The sequence below is a fragment of the Mycobacterium sp. genome (assembly GCF_035274705.1).
Classification (GTDB): Bacteria; Actinomycetota; Actinomycetes; order Mycobacteriales; family Mycobacteriaceae; genus Mycobacterium.
The window spans coordinates 78,128-94,093 of record NZ_DATENY010000068.1; the positions used below are offsets into that span (position 1 = coordinate 78,128).

Annotated in this window: 15 protein-coding genes; 3 read left to right on the forward strand and 12 right to left on the reverse strand. The window is 66.2% G+C overall.

Going from position 1 to position 15,966, the window contains the following annotated elements:
* On the reverse strand, positions 1-417 hold the full coding sequence (locus VJV41_RS16095) for a DUF3151 domain-containing protein (protein ID WP_325335391.1): 417 nt from the start codon (positions 415-417) through the stop codon (positions 1-3).
* A gap of 59 nt (positions 418-476) precedes the next feature.
* Between VJV41_RS16095 and VJV41_RS16100 the strand changes: the two genes are divergently transcribed.
* On the forward strand, positions 477-1,274 hold the full coding sequence (locus VJV41_RS16100) for a DUF4878 domain-containing protein (RefSeq protein WP_325335393.1): 798 nt from the start codon (positions 477-479) through the stop codon (positions 1,272-1,274).
* Here VJV41_RS16100 and VJV41_RS16105 read toward each other — a convergent pair.
* From VJV41_RS16105 to VJV41_RS16120, 4 genes are read right to left on the reverse strand one after another with little or no spacing between them, the layout of a single operon-like run.
* On the reverse strand, positions 1,271-2,578 hold the full coding sequence (locus VJV41_RS16105; RefSeq protein ID WP_325335395.1) for an MFS transporter: 1,308 nt from the start codon (positions 2,576-2,578) through the stop codon (positions 1,271-1,273). The two genes, VJV41_RS16100 and VJV41_RS16105, sit on opposite strands and share 4 nt — an antisense overlap.
* Positions 2,579-2,587: 9 nt before the next feature.
* A complete protein-coding gene (locus VJV41_RS16110; RefSeq protein WP_325335397.1) occupies positions 2,588-2,875 on the reverse strand; it encodes a hypothetical protein in 288 nt (95 codons plus the stop codon).
* 10 nt (positions 2,876-2,885) lie between these two features.
* Positions 2,886-3,923 (reverse strand): class II fructose-bisphosphate aldolase, encoded by a 1,038-nt coding sequence (gene fbaA, locus VJV41_RS16115; RefSeq protein WP_325335399.1) that lies wholly within the window; start codon positions 3,921-3,923, stop codon positions 2,886-2,888.
* Positions 3,924-3,972: 49 nt separating this feature from the next.
* The gene (locus VJV41_RS16120; RefSeq protein WP_325335401.1) at positions 3,973-4,986 is read right to left on the reverse strand and encodes an alcohol dehydrogenase catalytic domain-containing protein; all 1,014 of its coding nucleotides are present in this window, start codon (positions 4,984-4,986) and stop codon (positions 3,973-3,975) included.
* 81 nt (positions 4,987-5,067) lie between these two features.
* Here VJV41_RS16120 and VJV41_RS16125 point away from each other — a divergent pair, with 81 nt between their 5' ends.
* Positions 5,068-5,760 (forward strand): VTT domain-containing protein, encoded by a 693-nt coding sequence (locus VJV41_RS16125; RefSeq protein WP_325335403.1) that lies wholly within the window; start codon positions 5,068-5,070, stop codon positions 5,758-5,760.
* Positions 5,761-5,853: 93 nt separating this feature from the next.
* On the opposite strand, the gene nhaA is transcribed toward VJV41_RS16125, so the two are convergent.
* The 7 genes from nhaA to clpB all read right to left on the reverse strand — a co-directional run bounded on the left by nhaA (position 5,854) and on the right by clpB (position 14,718).
* Positions 5,854-7,677, reverse strand: coding sequence for a Na+/H+ antiporter NhaA (gene nhaA, locus VJV41_RS16130; protein WP_325335480.1), 1,824 nt, complete (start codon positions 7,675-7,677; stop codon positions 5,854-5,856).
* A gap of 11 nt (positions 7,678-7,688) precedes the next feature.
* Positions 7,689-8,816, reverse strand: coding sequence for a glycoside hydrolase family 76 protein (locus VJV41_RS16135; RefSeq protein ID WP_325335405.1), 1,128 nt, complete (start codon positions 8,814-8,816; stop codon positions 7,689-7,691).
* Between the two features lie 15 nt (positions 8,817-8,831).
* A complete protein-coding gene (locus tag VJV41_RS16140) occupies positions 8,832-9,473 on the reverse strand; it encodes an RNA methyltransferase (RefSeq protein WP_325335407.1) in 642 nt (213 codons plus the stop codon).
* Positions 9,466-10,362 (reverse strand): hypothetical protein, encoded by an 897-nt coding sequence (locus tag VJV41_RS16145; protein WP_325335409.1) that lies wholly within the window; start codon positions 10,360-10,362, stop codon positions 9,466-9,468. Before VJV41_RS16145 ends, VJV41_RS16140 begins: the two co-directional genes overlap by 8 nt.
* A 15-nt stretch (positions 10,363-10,377) precedes the next feature.
* Entirely contained in the window at positions 10,378-11,154 is a 777-nt protein-coding gene (locus VJV41_RS16150; RefSeq protein WP_325335411.1) for an SDR family oxidoreductase, read from the reverse strand.
* Between the two features lie 116 nt (positions 11,155-11,270).
* On the reverse strand, positions 11,271-12,110 hold the full coding sequence (ttfA, locus tag VJV41_RS16155; protein ID WP_325335413.1) for a trehalose monomycolate transport factor TtfA: 840 nt from the start codon (positions 12,108-12,110) through the stop codon (positions 11,271-11,273).
* A 61-nt stretch (positions 12,111-12,171) separates the two neighbouring features.
* A complete protein-coding gene (gene clpB, locus VJV41_RS16160) occupies positions 12,172-14,718 on the reverse strand; it encodes an ATP-dependent chaperone ClpB (RefSeq protein ID WP_325335415.1) in 2,547 nt (848 codons plus the stop codon).
* A gap of 188 nt (positions 14,719-14,906) precedes the next feature.
* Here clpB and VJV41_RS16165 point away from each other — a divergent pair, with 188 nt between their 5' ends.
* The gene (locus VJV41_RS16165) at positions 14,907-15,338 is read left to right on the forward strand and encodes a transcriptional regulator (protein ID WP_325335417.1); all 432 of its coding nucleotides are present in this window, start codon (positions 14,907-14,909) and stop codon (positions 15,336-15,338) included.
* Positions 15,339-15,966 lie beyond the last annotated feature (628 nt).

The following is a 15,966-nucleotide window of genomic DNA, read 5'->3' on the forward strand; positions in this document are numbered from 1 at the left end:
CTAGCCAAGCCCGAGTTCGGAACGAGCTGAGGGATCGCAGTCGTCGAGCAGATCCAGGCACCGCTGGTATTCGTCGGTTTCACCGATCGCGTCCGCGGCCCGGGCCAATGCGGCCACGCACCGCAGGAATCCGCGGTTGGGCTCGTGGCTGTACGGCACGGGGCCGAAGCCCTTCCACCCGTTGCGACGCAACTGATCCAGCCCGCGGTGGTAGCCGGTGCGGGCATACGCGTAGGCGGTGATGGGCTTGTCGTCGGCCAGCGCATCCTCGGCCAGCGCGGCCCACGCCACCGACGCCGTCGGGTGTGCCGCGGCAACGATCGCGGGATTCTCGGCGGCAGCCAGTTCGGCCTCTGCCGCACTGTCGCCGGGCAGCAGTACTGGATCCGGTCCGAGGAGATCACCCATCCGCGTCATGGCCCCATTGTGCCGTTACGCTTCGCCGGTAGCGTCGCGAGGGAGGAACCGCAGCAGGGATGTCGAACCCATCAGGACCTGAACAGCCGGACGACCCCACCGAGGTGGCGGCCGACGACGCAGCCACCACGGAACAGGCCGAAGCCCAACCGGACCACGAGCCCGCCACCGAGATCCTGCTGTCACCGGAGGCCCAAGCCGAGCTGGCGCAGCCCGAAGAAGACAAGCCCGCGGAGCGGCGCTTCACCGCACCGTCGGGGTTCGACGCAGGCTCGACGCAGAAGATCGACACGCCCGCAGAGCCAGCCACCGAGGTCATGCCGCCGCTCCCCACCGAAACCGTGGCTCAGCAGAAAATAGTTGCGCCGCAGCATATTCCGGCGCGGGGCGAGGCGCCCAAGCCCGCACGCAGGCGGCGTAGCTGGGGCTGGGTGATCGCGCTGGTGTTGGTGATCGCCGCACTGGCCGCGGTCGCGATCCTCGGCACGGTGCTGCTGACCCGCGGGTCGACGCCGAAGGCGTCCGAGGAGGACAAGGTCCGCTCGACGATCCAGAACTTCGACATCGCCGTGCAGAGGGGCGACCTGGCCACGCTGCGCAGCATCACCTGCGGCACCACGCGCGACAGCTACGTCAACTACGACGATCGCGCCTGGACCGACACCCACGCCCGGGTGGCCGCGGCCAAGCAGTACCCAGTCGTCGCGAGCATCGATCAGGTGGTGGTCAACGGCGGCCACGCCGAGGCCAACGTCACCACGTTCATGGCCTATGCGCCGCAGACCCGCTCGACGCGCAGCTTCGATCTACAGTTCCGCGACGACCAGTGGAAGATCTGCCAGGCTCCCAATAGCTAGGAGCCTGTGCGGGGCACCCGCACCGCAGTCATCGCCAGTAAGCCTGCGGTCAGCACCACGCACAGCCCACCCATCCCGGCCCGGTCCGCGTTGAACAGGTCGATAAAGGTGAAGAACATCCACGGCGCCAGAAACGACACCGCGCGCCCGGTGGTGGTGTAGAGCCCGAAGGCCACCCCTTCCTTTCCCTCCGCGGACATTCGCAGCATCAACGCCCGCGCGGAGGCCAGAGTTGGGCCGACGAACAGGCACAGAAGGAGTCCGCAGATCCAGAACGCCAGCGCCCCGGAGAGCGTCAACAGGACCAGCCCGGTGGCGACCAGTGCAGTGAGCGAGGTGAGGATGACGGGTTTTGAGCCGACTCGGTCGTCGAGCAGACCGCCCGCCACCGCGCCGATCGCGGCGACGATGCTGGCGCACACCCCGAACACCAGGACATCGGCCTGCGATATTCCGTACACCCCGACCCCTAGCACCGCGCCGAACGCGAAGATGCCGGTCAGCCCGTCTCTGAACACCGCGCTGGCCAACAGGTAGTAGACGACGTTGTGGTCACGTCGCCATTCGCCCTTCACCTCGTTCCACAGCGCGCGGTAGGCGCCAAGGAAACCGACAGTCGGGCGCGCCTCCGCTGCGTCGGGGGCGCGCACGGAGACCAGTAGAGGTAGCGCGAACAAAGCGAACCATGCCGCCGCCAGGAGCATCGCCGCACGGATGTGCTGGCCGTCAGCCACCGCGAGGCCCAGCAGGCCGCGGGTGTCGCCGTCGCCCTCGATAAAGCCCAGATACAGGATCAACAGCAACATCACACTGCCGAAATATCCTGCGGCCGAACCAATCCCGGAGATCCGGCCCCAGTTCTGCCCCGCTGAAAGGTGCCTCAGCATGGCGTTGTACGGCACCGTCGCCAGGTCGCTGCACGCCGCGGTGCATGCCAGCAGAACCAGTCCCGGCCACAGATAGTGATAGTCGGCCCGGATGAGGGTCATCGCTGACGTCATCGCGACGACCAAGCCGGTGAGCACCGCGAGTGCGGTGCGGCGACGATTCGGGCCGTCGACCCAGATTCCGGTGGCCGGCGCCAATAACGCGACGCACAGCCCCGCGAGCGTCAGCACCCGGCCCAGCCAGCTTGTCGGTGTGGTGGGGCCGGGCAGACCCGACCCCACCTGCTCGGTGAGGTAGACGGAGAAGACGAACGTGATGACGATGGCGTTCAAACCCGTTGCGCCGCAGTCCCATAACGCCCACGCCACCACCCTGGACCGCGAGGCGGTAGCGGAATCCGCCACGCGGCTGCTCATGGCTGCACGTTACGGCTGCTGCGACAGGCCGATGCAGGTGCCGAGGTGTTGCTGGTTGCACGGGATGCCGTCCACCGTCGCAAACGCGCTTCCCGGAGGTGTGCTCGAAGCGTCGGGCCCGCTAGGCGGAACGATGATCGGAGCCGGAGGCGCGCCTCCCTGACCGGCGCTGCATACCCCGGGGAACCGGGTCGGCAACGTGCCGTAGGGGCACCCGTCGGCCCCGGCCGGTGCGGCGACGGCAAGCGATCCCATGACCGTCGCGAATGTGCAGGCGACCAGAATTGCGCGCTTCACGGGTAAGACCCTAGCCCGCCGAGACTGACCGGCCGGCGCTGTGCAGGTCGTTGCACGCCTCGACGACGCGCTCCGACATCGACGCCTCGGCCTTCTTCATATAGGTGCGCGGGTCGTAGAACTTCTTGTTTCCGACCTCGCCGTCGACCTTGAGCACACCGTCGTAGTTGGTGAACATGTGCCCCGCGACCGGACGGGTGAACGCGTACTGGGTATCGGTGTCGACGTTCATCTTCACCACGCCGTAGCGCAGCGCTTCCTCGATCTCCGACTTGAGCGACCCCGATCCGCCATGGAACACAAAGTCGAAAGGCTTTGCACCGTCGGGCAATCCGAGCTTCTTCGCAGCCACCTTCTGACCGTCGTCAAGAATGTCGGGTCGCAGCTTGACGTTGCCCGGCTTATAGACGCCGTGCACGTTGCCGAACGTCGCGGCCAGCAGGTACTTGCCGTGCTCGCCGGCGCCGAGCGCCTCGATGGTCTGCTCGAAGTCCTCAGGGCTGGTGTAGAGCTTTTCGTTGATCTCGTGGGCGACGCCGTCCTCCTCGCCGCCGACGACCCCGATCTCGATCTCCAGGATGATCTTGGCGGCCGCCGCTTCCTTGAGCAGCTCGCGCGCGATCTCCAGGTTCTCGTCGATCGGCACGGCCGACCCGTCCCACATATGCGACTGGAACAGCGGGTTACGGCCCTCGGCGACCCGCTTCTGCGAGACGGCCAGCAGCGGCTTCACATAGGTATCGAGTTTGTCCTTCGGACAGTGGTCGGTGTGCAGCGCGACGGTGATCGGGTACTTGTCGGCGACGATGTGGGCGAACTCCGCCAGCGCGACGGCACCGGTCACCATTTCCTTGACGCCAAGGCCTGAGCCGAATTCCGCCCCGCCCGTGGAGAATTGAATGATGCCGTCACTGCCCGCGTCGGCGAAGCCCTTGAGCGCGGCGTTGATGGTCTCCGACGATGTGCAGTTGATCGCCGGGAATGCGAACGAATGCTCCTTGGCCCGGCCCAGCATCTCGGCGTAGACCTCGGGCGTTGCAATGGGCATGAAAGTTCCTCTCGGCTGACCTGCGTCGTGAGCGCAAGTATCTCAAGACCTAGACGGTCAGCACCATTCGGTAGCGGGCCCTACCCTCGTCCATGGCCGCATAGGCCTCGGCTGCCTCGGTCAATGGCCGCTCCTCGATCACGGCGCGCACCCCGGACAGCACCGCGAAATGCATCGTCTCTTCGACGTCGCGCGACGTGCCCGACGGGTGACCGGTAACGGACAGCCCGTCGTTGATCAACTGGATCGGCGCGATCGGCAGCGGGTCGGCGGTGACGCCGATGATGACCAGTTCGCCCTCTGGCGCCAACCCGCCGACGGTCTGTGCCATCGCTGCGGAGTTCGCCGCCGTGGCCAGTACCACCGTCGCGCCGCCGAGAGCCTTCAGCGCGCCCGCAACGTCCCCGGCCGTCGAATCGACGTAGTGATGGGCGCCCAGTTCACGCGCGTCGGCCTCCTTGCCTGCGCCTCGGGCGATCGCGATTGTCTCGAAGCCCATCGCCCTGGCCCATTGCACGCCCAGATGACCGAGCCCACCGATGCCGAGCACGGCCACCCGATCGCCCGCGACGGCCCTGGTCCTGCGCAGCGCGTGGTAGGTCGTCACACCGGCACACCCCATCGGGGCGGCCTCGGCGAACGACAGTTCGTCGGGGATGCGTGCCAGTGCGGTGGCCGGCGCAGTCACCGATTCGGCGTAGCCGCCCGGGTAGTGCCAACTGGGGACCTGCATGTTCACGCACTGCATGAATTGACCCTTGCGGCAGGGGATGCAGCGGTTGCAGTTACCGCCGAACCAGCCGACGGCCACTCGGTCGCCGACGGTGAAACCCTCGACCCCGTCGCCGATTTCGGCGATCGTTCCGGCGATTTCATGTCCGAGTGTGAGCGGCCAGGTCATTCCGGGGAAGCCGCCGTTGACGAACCCGTGGTCGGTCCCGCACACACCGCACGCTTTGACGGCGATGCGGACGTGGCCGGGGCCGGGCGGCTCCGTTTCCACGTCGACGAGATTCAGTGGCGCTTGAGCGGACGCAACGTGGACGGCTTTGTGGGTGGCCATGGCCCGACCTTATCGCCGCAGACAGCTCGGCATAGCCCGGTACAGAGGCCTCTCAGGCAGGCGCCGGTATCTTGGGTGGCCATGGACACCACCCCCGCCCTCTCGGCGGCTGCGACCCAGCTGGCGCTCATGCCGGACTTCCTGGATCCGATCAAGCTCATCGGCTATTTCGGCACCTGGGCCCTGGTGGGGTTGCTGGTGGTGATCTTCGTCGAGTCGGGCTTGCTGTTCCCGGTTCTGCCAGGGGATACGCTGCTGTTCGTCGCGGGCATGCTCGCTGCGGGAACAGCCGCCGCAGGACGGGCCGACTTCCAGCTGTGGCAGCTGCTGGTGTTCATCCCCATCGCCGCCGTCCTGGGCGGACAGGTCGGGTACTTCATCGGCCGCTACCTCGGCACCGCGATGTTCAAACCCAACGCTCGCGTGCTCAAACAGCGGTATCTGGACGAGGCCCATGCGTTCTTCGAGGAGCGCGGACCGTTCGCGATCGTGCTCGCCCGCTTCGTGCCGATCGTGCGGACCCTGGCGCCGATCACGGCAGGCGCGGCACGGATGAGCTATGGCGCATTCACGCTGTTCAATGTCATCGGCGCCGTCGTATGGGGCGTCGGCCTGACGCTGCTCGGGTACGGGCTCGGCCAGTTCGAGGTCATCCAGAAGCTGCTCGAGCCGATCTTCATTCTCATCGCGCTGGCTTCCGTCACGCCGATGTTCATCGAGTGGTACAAGCGGCGGCGCTCACGCGGGGTGAAGCCGGAACCAGTCGAGGAGTAGATCGGCGACGGCGCCCGGACGCTCTTCGGGAATCCAATGTGAGACGCCGCTCGACGCGCCGTTGCATCGCATCAACTGCCGCTCAGGTGCAATTCAAGCCTCCAATGCCCGGATCAGGCTGGCGGAGTCCCACGGCCCCTTGTGCCGCCGTCCGTTGACGAAGAACGTCGGCGTCGAGTTCAGGTCCATCAGCTCGGCATCCTGGGCATCGTCCTGCACCCGGTGCAGCACCTTCGTCGGATGCACACGCACGTCTTGGTCGAGCCTTTCGAGGTCAAGCCCGATCGCGTTGGCGTAGCGATAGATATCGGACCACTCCAGATCGTCCTGATTCGCGAACAGCATCCGTCCCATCTCGAAGTACTTGCCCTGCAACCCCGCAGCCTCGGCCGCCCTGGCGGCGTCGAACGCCCGCGGGTGCACCCGCTCCAGCGGAAGATGGCGCCATACGTATCGCAGCTTGTCGCCGAAATGCGCAACCACCTCGTCGATGGACCCGGTGGCCCGGCTGCAGAACGGGCATTCGTAGTCCCCGTACTCCACCAGCGTCAGCGGCGCATTGGGGTTTCCGCGGATATGGTCGCGATCGGGGTCGACCGGTCGAATCAGCTTGAGCCCGACCGGTTCCGGCGGACTCAGCCAGTCGGTGACCCGGAAGATCGCCCATCCGGCGAGGAACGCGATGACCGACGCGAGCAGGACACCGATACGCGCCTGGTCCTGCCGGGTCGGCTCGGTGATGGCGATGTCGACGATGAAAAGCGAAATGGTGAAACCGATTCCGGACAGGGCAGCACCACCGGCGACCCGGCGCAGCCGCCCCCCGGGTGCGAGCTGCCCCAACCCGGTGCGCTGCATGAACCAGGTCGCCCCAGTGATGCCGACGAACTTTCCAACGACCAGACCAGCGACGATTCCCCACGTCAACGTCGACTCAAGCGCGCCCCTCACGCTCTCCGCATCGAGCCGCACCCCGGCATTGACCAATGCGAACAGCGGAAGCACCACGAACGACACGTAGGGGCCGACCGCGATCTGCAGCCGCTCGTTGATCGAAATCGATTCGCGCAGACCACGAGTCGCAGCCCTGGCGTACTGCGAATTGGGCGACTGCCGGAATGCTCGGATCAGGTCGACTGTCTGCTCCACTTGCTGACGCTCGGGTGTGAAGACAGGAATCAGCAACGCGACGACAACTCCGCCCAGCGTCGGGTGCACACCGGCCATGAACAGCGCGACCCACAGCGCAAAGCCCAGCAACGCGTACGCCGGGCCGCGGGCGACGGGCAGGTACCGGACCAACGCGATCGCGAGGATCAGCAGTATGGCGAACGCCAGCGGAACGACGCGGATGCGGTCGGAGTAGAACAGCGCGATCACGCACAGCGCGCCGATGTCATCGACGACGGCCAGCGTGAGCAGGAAGATCCGCAGCCGGGCAGGGAATTTGGGGTTGATGATGGCGAGCGCGCCGATGAGGAACGCGGTATCGGTGGAGATCACCACTCCCCACGCCTGCGCGTTCTCCCCGGATGGGTTGAAGAGCAGGAAGATGACGGCCGGAAGTGTCAGCCCCGCAAGCGCGGCGACGACGGGCACCGCCGCCCTGGCGCGATCGGTGAGCTCGCCGATGGCGAACTCACTTGTGACTTCCAGGCCGACGATGAAGAAGAAGAACGTCATCAGGCCGTCGTTGACCAGATGCTTGACCGTCAGTTCGAACTGCCGATCGTCGAACGTGAACCCCATGTGTGTGTCCAGCAGAGCCGAATATGTCTCGGCCCATGGCGAATTCGCCCACAGAACCGCGGCGACGGTGAATGCCAGCAGTAGCGCGGCGGCGGCGTTCTCTTTAGTACCGGGGGCCTTGGGGTCGCGGCTGAACCGGCTCGGCAGCAAGTGAACGATCCGCGGCAGTGGCCCGACTGTCACGCGTCTGTGCCGGTGTCACCGCTCGCGGCGGTGACTGCGTGGGCAGCTTCCATCAGCATCCAGCCCGACAGCTGCACCGACAGGTCGCGTTCGGGAACCTCTGACGCGTTGACCGCGCCCTCGACGAATTGAGCTTGCCGCCCGCCGCCCGACGGTATCTCGGCAGCGCGTTCCCAGAACGGCCCGAACAGCGGCAGGTCGTCGACGGTCTGGCGGTTGTCCCATGCGGACTGCGCCGACTTGAGCACAAGCGAACGCGCGGTGTCGCGGGCGGTCGCATCCTCAGGGCCGTTCTGCGGCAGCGTGGTGGCGACCAGCGCCAGGTATCGGGCCAGGATCCCGTTGAAGAGGCCACCGTCGCCGCCGCCGGCGCCCTTGATCACCCCGTCGGGGGCCATGTGCTCGTTGACAGCGGCCACAAGGCGGTGCGCCCTCTCGGCGTGGCGGGTGTCGTCGGTGCGCACTGCGAGTTCGGTTTCCAGGCCGATGACCACCCCCTGGCAGTACGTGTACTGCGCCCGCACCAGCGAGCCGGCCTTGATCCCGTCGAACACCAGATGGGTTTCGGGGTCGATCAGCGTCTCGTCGATCCAATCGGCCATCTGCTGGGCGCGCCGCAGCCTGTCGCCATAGCGGGCGAGGAAGATCCCCGCCGGTCCGTTGGCCGGCGCATTGAAGAACTGGTCCTGTTTGCGCCAGGGGATGCCGCCGCCGTCTTCGGGCACCCACGCGTTGAGGAACTGTTCGGAGAGCTTTTTCAGCGCCTTCGGCCGCTCGACGCCGGCCAGCCGTGCAGCCCGCTCCAGCGCGATCGCCAGCCATGCCATGTCGTCGTAATAGTCGTTGACCCAGGATCCGGTGTTGCGCAGCCGATGTGAGCGGATCTGGCGGGTGATCTTCATGGCCCGATCGGGTTGCGGGTCCCGCACCTGCGCGTCGACAAGGCAATCCAGCAGATGCGCTTGCCACCAGTAGTGCCAGGTGCGGAACTCTGCGTCGTGCCGCGTCGGCGGCCATGACACCACACCGAGTTGCGTGCCGGGCAACTTCCAGATCCGTTTTAGGTGCCGCTTGGCAATCGCGGCTTCCGCACTGGCCGCGCGATTGGCCCAAACCTGATCCATATGGTTGATCCTGCCCTACCAGGCCCGCGAAATGTCCCCATGTTGAGTGATCCAGGTGTGCATCGCGATTCCCGCGGCAACGGACGCGTTGATGCTGCGCGTCGAGCCGAACTGCGCGATCGACACGGTGACGGCGGCGCAGGCCTTGGCGTCGTCGGTGATGCCGGGACCCTCCTGGCCGAAGATCAGCAGGCACTCGCGGGGCAAAGCGGTGTCTTCGATGCGCTGCGCGCCGGGCACGTTGTCCACCGCAACCACCGTGAGCCCGGCGTCGGCCGCGAAGGCGAGCAGGTCGGCGGTGGAGTCGTGGTGCTGCAGGCGTTGATAGCGGTCGGTCACCATCGCGCCGCGCCGGTTCCAGCGACGGCGCCCGACGATGTGGACGGTGTGCACGGCGAATGCGTTGGCGGTGCGCACGACGGCGCCGATGTTGGCGTCGTTGCCGAAGTTCTCGATCGCCACATGCAGCGGATGTCTGCGCGTGTCGATATCGGCGATGATCGCGTCACGGGTCCAATACCGGTACGCGTCAACGACGTTGCGGGTATCGCCGTCACGGAGCAGTGCCGGATCGTACCGCGGATCGTCGGGTAAGGGACCCTGCCATGGCCCAACGCCGGGGGTTTCGCCCCATTCGGTGGGTCCGGCTTCAGTCATGAGTCGTCCACAGCGCGGCGTGGGTGGCGGCCATCGACACGGTCGCATAGAGCAGCGCCTGGTTGATCTCGCCCTGTGTGCACACCGACGCGCGCACCTGGACGGCCGCGCGCGATGCCTCGGGCAGCACGAGTATTGACGAGCCGTAGACGTCGCAGGCGTGGCTCAGCCCGGGAGGCGGCAGGGTCGGCGTCGCAAGCACCATCATGGGGCCGCCGCGACGAGCCGAGTCGTCGCGGTATCGCTCTGCAAGACCGTCGATTTCGAGGCCGAGCAGCATGTAGCCGTTGCCCGAGAACGCTGCAGGGTCGCCCAGTGCGGTGGCGTCGAGCTGCGCACCGTCGGCGCGAAATGCGTCCACGCTGGTGGACTTGAGCGCGAGGCCGGTGTCGTTCTCGTTGGTCGCAGGCACACCGACGGGGAATGCGGCGGGATAGCCGACCGTGGTGCCGGGCATGCGATCGCGCGGCGAGTACGCGTAGACGCCGCGCACCTGCGAATGGTCACGCAGCGGGCCCAAACACACCGTGCCCGTGAGCCGGTCGGGCATCGGCGCCGAAAGCGGTTGCACTGCAAGACTCGTCGTATCCTTACAGCCGGTGAGACCGCTGGCCTCGATCGGATGGGCCAGCGCGCCGTAGAGGCCGAATCGCACGTCCTCGGGTTTGGCGTGCCCGCCGCCGTTCTGCGACGGGGAGGCGTCCACGTCGATGAGGACGTAGTCACCGTCGAAGCGAAGGTTCGATACCGACATGTTCCAGCCCAGGATCGACTGCGACTGACCGATCGCCGTGGCCTGGGTGGAATAGGGGCCACCACGGTTGTCGTCACCGGAGCACGCAGACGCGACGACGACGATCGCTGCCAGCGTTGCGGTTAGCGCGCGCACAACTTGAGTGCGGCTTCAGGTTCTTTTTCGGCCATTGCCAACGACTTTCGTCAAGGCGCGCACCAGGTTTCGCGGAATGACACGGCCGCCCGCGGTGAGAGCCTTGTATTGCAGGCCGGGAACGATGACGACCTTGCCTTTGGCGACGTCGGCCATGGTTTCACGGACGACGTCTTCGACCTCGAGCCACAGAAACGACGGTGTGCCGCTCATTTCGATACCGGCACGCGCGTGAAATTCGGTGTGGATGAAGCCCGGACAGAGCGCATGCACCCCGACGCCGGTGCCTTCCATGCCGTTGGCCAGGCCTTCGGAGAACGCGATCACCCAGGCCTTGGACGCCGAGTACGTCGACCCGCGGCCCGGCAGCAGCCCGGCGACGCTGGCGACGTTGATGACGGTGCCCGCATGGGCCGCGAGCATCGGCGGCAGCGCCGCATGGGTCAGCTGCATCACGGCGGTGACGTTGACGTCGAGTTGGGATTGCAGCGCCGCGAAATCGGCGGTCCAGAATTCGCCCGACGTTGCGAAACCCGCGTTGTTCACCAAGACCTGAACACCAGCGGCGAGCCGGTCGGCGACCTTGGCGCGGTCGGCCTCGTCGGCCAGGTCGGCGGCCAGCACTTCCACTTGCGCGCCGACCTCGTCGTGCAGCTCGGCGGCGAGCCGCTCGAGGCGTTCGATGTCGCGGGCGACCAGTACGAGGTCATAGCCGTCGATGGCGTAGCGCCTGGCGAATCCCGTCCCGAGCCCGGACGTCGGTCCGGTGATCAATGCGACGGGGCGTGCCATGTCCTAGAGCGTAGCCAACGGCGCCGAGGCCGCCGAAACTGCGGACAGATCGCGAAAATCGCACAAATGCCGATCTGTCTGGGCCCACGCGAAGCCGGGGACAGGCTCGCGAAGAACTACCGCTGATAGTGCGGTGACTGCCGTCCGTTGCGCGACGGGGGCGGCGGACGTCGAACCGGCTCGGGCCGACCCCCTTCGGGGCGCGGCGCAGCGTAGCGACCGACATCGGCTCGGCTCGGCGGCATGTCGGCGCGTCCGGGAGGTAACTCGGAACGGGCAGGCCCCGGCTTGAGCGGACGACTCGGCGAGCCGCTACGCCGGGCGACGGCCTGGCCGGAGAGGGCCTGCGGGACCGGCGGCAGAACGCGCAGCAAGTCGTTGAACTGCCGCACGGTGCGCAGTCCCTCGTCCCACTGGGCGCGCGTGCTGGTGACCGGCATCGACACCAGCGTCCAGTTCTGCTCGTTCCACATGATCTCGGCGCAGTCGGGTGCCGTGTGGGCGAACGTCACCATCCGCCGGTCGCAGGCGCGACGCGCTGCGTCGAGGTTGGTGGAGTACACCATCCGCGGGCCGATCGCGCCGAGCAGCCAAATGTCGTTCTCCCGCGGCTCTTTGATGCCCTTGAGCCGCAGGTCGACGACGACGTTGGTGCCGACCTTGCGGTGCAGCGCGATGACCGTCGCGACATCCTCGAGGTCGAAGATGAAGACGGCCTCGCCGCGGATCTGCCCGAGCACGACGTTCTTGGCGGTGATATCACCGACGGTCGACATCACGCCGCGCTTCCAGCGCTTGAGAATGTCGGCCGACTCGTGCTCGTAGTCGAAGCCATGCGACTTCGCCCAGGACTTTCGCCGACGGCCCAGCCCACGTCGACGGTCGATGTCGACGTACAGCAGCACCGCCGCGCCCACGAAACAGAGCGCGGACAGCGTGAACCAGAGGGGAACCATCGCGCCTAGCCTACTTGTTGGTGCCCGTTTCACCCGAACTCAAGCGGATCACAAAGCCGTCTCAGCCCAGGACGAGCGAGGAGCCGTCCGGGCTGACGTTGACCGGTACGACATCGCCGTCGTGCACGTCGCCGGCCAGCAGCATCTTGGCGAGCTGGTCGCCGATGGCCTGCTGAATCAGCCGACGCAGCGGGCGGGCGCCGTAGAGCGGGTCGAATCCGCGCTCGGCCAGCCACTTCTTGGCCGGCAGCGATACCTCGAGGGTGAGCCTGCGTTGCGCCAACCGCTTATCCAATTGCCGCAACTGGATGTCGACGATCTGCACCAGCTCCTCGGGATTGAGCGGATCGAAGACGATCACGTCGTCGAGCCGGTTGATGAACTCTGGCTTGAACGCCGAGCGCACCGCCGCCATCACCTGTTCCTCTGTCCCGCCTGCCCCCAAGTTGGACGTCAGGACCAGGATCGTGTTGCGGAAGTCGACCGTGCGGCCCTGACCGTCGGTCAACCGGCCCTCGTCGAGGACGGCCAGCAGCACGTCGAACACGTCCGGGTGGGCTTTCTCGATCTCGTCGAACAGGATCACCGTGTACGGCCGCCGTCGAACCGCCTCGGTCAGCTGACCGCCCTGGTCGTAGCCGATGTAGCCGGGAGGCGCACCGACCAGGCGGGCCACCGAGTGCTTCTCGCCGTACTCGCTCATGTCGATGCGGACCATTGCGCGTTCGTCGTCGAACAGAAACTCCGCCAGCGCCTTGGCCAGCTCGGTCTTACCGACACCGGTCGGGCCGAGGAACATGAACGAACCCGTCGGACGGTTCGGGTCGGCGACCCCGGCCCTGCTGCGGCGCACCGCATCGGACACCGCCTGCACGGCCCTCTTCTGGCCGACGACGCGCTTGCCGAGCTCGTCCTCCATGCGCAGCAGCTTGGCCGTTTCGCCCTCGAGCATCCGGCCTGCCGGAATACCCGTCCATGCCGACACCACGTCGGCGATGTCGTCGGGCCCGACCTCCTCCTTGAGCATGACGCCCTCGCGCGCCTCGGCCTGAGGCACCGCCGCATCGAGCTTCTTCTCGATCTCGGGAATGCGGCCGTAGCGCAGCTCGGCGGTCTTCTCCAGATTGCCATCGCGCTCGGCCCGGTCGGCCTCACCGCGCAGCTCCTCCAGCTGCTCCTTGAGCTCACGGACCACGTCGATGGCGTTTTTCTCGTTCTGCCACCTAAGCGTCAGCTTCGCTAGCTTTTCTTGGAGGTCGGCCAACTCGGCGCGCAGCTTCTCCAGCCTTTCCTTGGAGGCTTCGTCCTCCTCCTTGGACAGCGCCATCTCCTCGATCTCGAGGCGACGGACCAGCCGCTCGACCTCGTCGATCTCGACGGGCCGGGAGTCGATCTCCATCCTCAAGCGGCTGGCTGCCTCGTCGACCAGGTCGATGGCCTTGTCGGGCAGGAACCGCGCGGTGATGTAGCGGTCACTCAATGTGGCCGCCGCGACCAGCGCGGAGTCGGTGATGCGCACGCCGTGGTGCACCTCGTACCGCTCCTTGAGGCCGCGCAGGATGCCGACGGTGTCCTCGACCGACGGCTCACCGACGAACACCTGCTGGAAGCGCCGCTCCAGCGCGGCGTCCTTTTCGATGTACTTGCGGTACTCGTCGAGTGTTGTCGCGCCGACCAGCCGCAGCTCGCCGCGAGCCAGCATCGGCTTGATCATGTTGCCGGCGTCCATCGAGGACTCGCCGGTCGCACCGGCGCCCACGATGGTGTGCAGCTCATCGATGAACGTGATGATCTGGCCCGCGGAGTTCTTGATGTCGTCGAGCACGGCCTTGAGGCGTTCCTCGAACTCGCCGCGGTACTTCGACCCGGCGACCATCGAACCGAGGTCCAGCGAAACGACTGTCTTGTCGCGCAGGCTATCCGGCACGTCACCGGCCACGATGCGCTGAGCCAGGCCCTCTACGATCGCGGTCTTGCCCACGCCGGGCTCGCCGATCAGCACCGGGTTGTTCTTGGTGCGACGGGCGAGCACCTGCACGACGCGACGAATCTCGTTGTCACGCCCGATAACTGGGTCGAGCTTGCCCTCACGGGCGCGTTCGGTCAGGTCGGTGGAGTACTTCTCCAGTGCCTGGTAGGTGGCCTCGGGCTCGGGGCTGGTGACCCGGGCGCTGCCGCGCACCTTGACGAACGCTTCGCGCAGTGCCTGCGGGGAGGCGCCGTGGCCGTTGAGCAGCTTGGCAACGTCGGAGTCGCCGGTGGCCAGGCCGACCATCAGGTGCTCGGTGGAGACGTACTCGTCGTCCATCTCGGTGGCGAGGCTCTGGGCCGTGGTGATCGCGGCCAGCGCTTCACGCGACAGCTGCGGCTGCGAGCTGGCGCCGCTTGCGCTTGGCAGCCGGTCGATGAGCCGTTGCGTCTCGGCGCGAATGGTCGCGGGTTCGACGCCGACGGCCTCCAGCAGGGGGGCGGCAATGCCATCGTTCTGGGTGAGCAGTGCCATCAATAGGTGGGCCGGCACGATCTGCGGGTTGCCGGCGGAGCTTGCCGCCTGCAACGCCGCGGTCAGCGCAGCCTGGGTCTTGGTCGTCGGGTTGAACGAGTCCACGACACCTCCATTCGTCTAGAAAAAGCCTCGTCGCGTTGTTCAACGTCGTCAAGGTTGAGTCTGTTCCGCTCAAGTTTAACTTTTTTGTCCAGTTTTCCCGTAGGGCTGCAAGGCCTGCCACGGGATGCCGAAGGTCCCATTCGGCGCGTCGACCCGGCGCCCGGTCGAACATCCGTAAGGCTTAGTCAATGAGCTTGACCGCTCGCAATGGGCTCCTTATCGCAGGCTGCGCACTCTTTGCCGCCGCGCTGACCATCGTCGCAGTGTTGTTGGCGGCGCCTCGCCCGACACCGGCGGCCACGGACGAAAACCAGGTCCGCGCAGTGCTGGACGGTATGAACAGTTCGTACAACAGGTCCGACTTCGCCGGATTCTCCTCGCATGTGTGTCCGGACATGCTGCGCGCCAACGGCTACGAAGCAGGTTGGTATCAGAGCCGAAAATCGGACGGACCGACGCAGATCACCATTAACTCGGTCGACGTCACCGGCGATGACGCGGTCGCGAACGTCCGGTTCCTGGCGGCCAACCATGAGGACGCGAAGACCCTCGACATCGACTTCCTTCGCCGGGGCGTCGATTGGAAAGCCTGCCGGTATCACGGCGTCCAATCGACGTAGCGACCGCCTGACTACGTACCTGGGGCACGAATTCCGGTCCAACGCAGCGGTATGAGGCGGTCCTCTCTCTCCATTGGGCGGTTCCTACGATGCCTACACTTTCCGCATGCGAGGACTGATTGACCCACACTGGTTGGCAGTCGGTTCTTACGTGCCTACGAATCCCACAACTTGGCTTGTCTTCGTCGCCCTGTTCATCGCGTTGGTGGGATTGAGGTACGGGGTCAGCCAGCTCTCAACCAAGCGGCAGGCCACAAAGCTCGATGGACTGCTCAAAGATTCTGCAGCGTTTTCTGATTCATGGCCGAGAGAGCGGCTGCCATATGCTCCACATGACGACCTGGCCGCAGAAGCCAAAAGATGCGAACGGATCATCTCTTTGATGCGACAACTCCGTGCAGCCAAGAAGAGCGATATGAATTACCTCGACAGGCAGATTCCCGCCGTCGAGGGATGGCTGACAACCGTTCACGCCGCAATGAACACCCCTAAGCCACACGGCCATTGGGACCAAGGACCGCGTTCGCAACAGCCTCCTCGTTAGCCGCGCGTTCCTCGCGGTGGCGACGCCAAATTGGTGCGTGGTGACCCCAGTTGACCTTGTTAGGCTCACACCGGCAAAAGGGGA

Coding starts and splice junctions, on each gene's coding strand:
- fbaA (WP_325335399.1), bottom strand. CDS start 3,923: ATGCCCATTGCAACGCCCGAGGTCTACGCCGAGATGCTGGGCCGGGCC.
- VJV41_RS16105 (WP_325335395.1), bottom strand. CDS start 2,578: ATGAGCAGCCGCGTGGCGGATTCCGCTACCGCCTCGCGGTCCAGGGTG.
- VJV41_RS16150 (WP_325335411.1), bottom strand. CDS start 11,154: ATGGCACGCCCCGTCGCATTGATCACCGGACCGACGTCCGGGCTCGGG.
- VJV41_RS16120 (WP_325335401.1), bottom strand. CDS start 4,986: ATGGCCACCCACAAAGCCGTCCACGTTGCGTCCGCTCAAGCGCCACTG.
- VJV41_RS16095 (WP_325335391.1), bottom strand. CDS start 417: ATGACGCGGATGGGTGATCTCCTCGGACCGGATCCAGTACTGCTGCCC.
- VJV41_RS16165 (WP_325335417.1), top strand. CDS start 14,907: ATGAGCTTGACCGCTCGCAATGGGCTCCTTATCGCAGGCTGCGCACTC.
- ttfA (WP_325335413.1), bottom strand. CDS start 12,110: ATGGTTCCCCTCTGGTTCACGCTGTCCGCGCTCTGTTTCGTGGGCGCG.
- VJV41_RS16125 (WP_325335403.1), top strand. CDS start 5,068: ATGGACACCACCCCCGCCCTCTCGGCGGCTGCGACCCAGCTGGCGCTC.
- VJV41_RS16100 (WP_325335393.1), top strand. CDS start 477: ATGTCGAACCCATCAGGACCTGAACAGCCGGACGACCCCACCGAGGTG.
- VJV41_RS16135 (WP_325335405.1), bottom strand. CDS start 8,816: ATGGATCAGGTTTGGGCCAATCGCGCGGCCAGTGCGGAAGCCGCGATT.
- VJV41_RS16140 (WP_325335407.1), bottom strand. CDS start 9,473: ATGACTGAAGCCGGACCCACCGAATGGGGCGAAACCCCCGGCGTTGGG.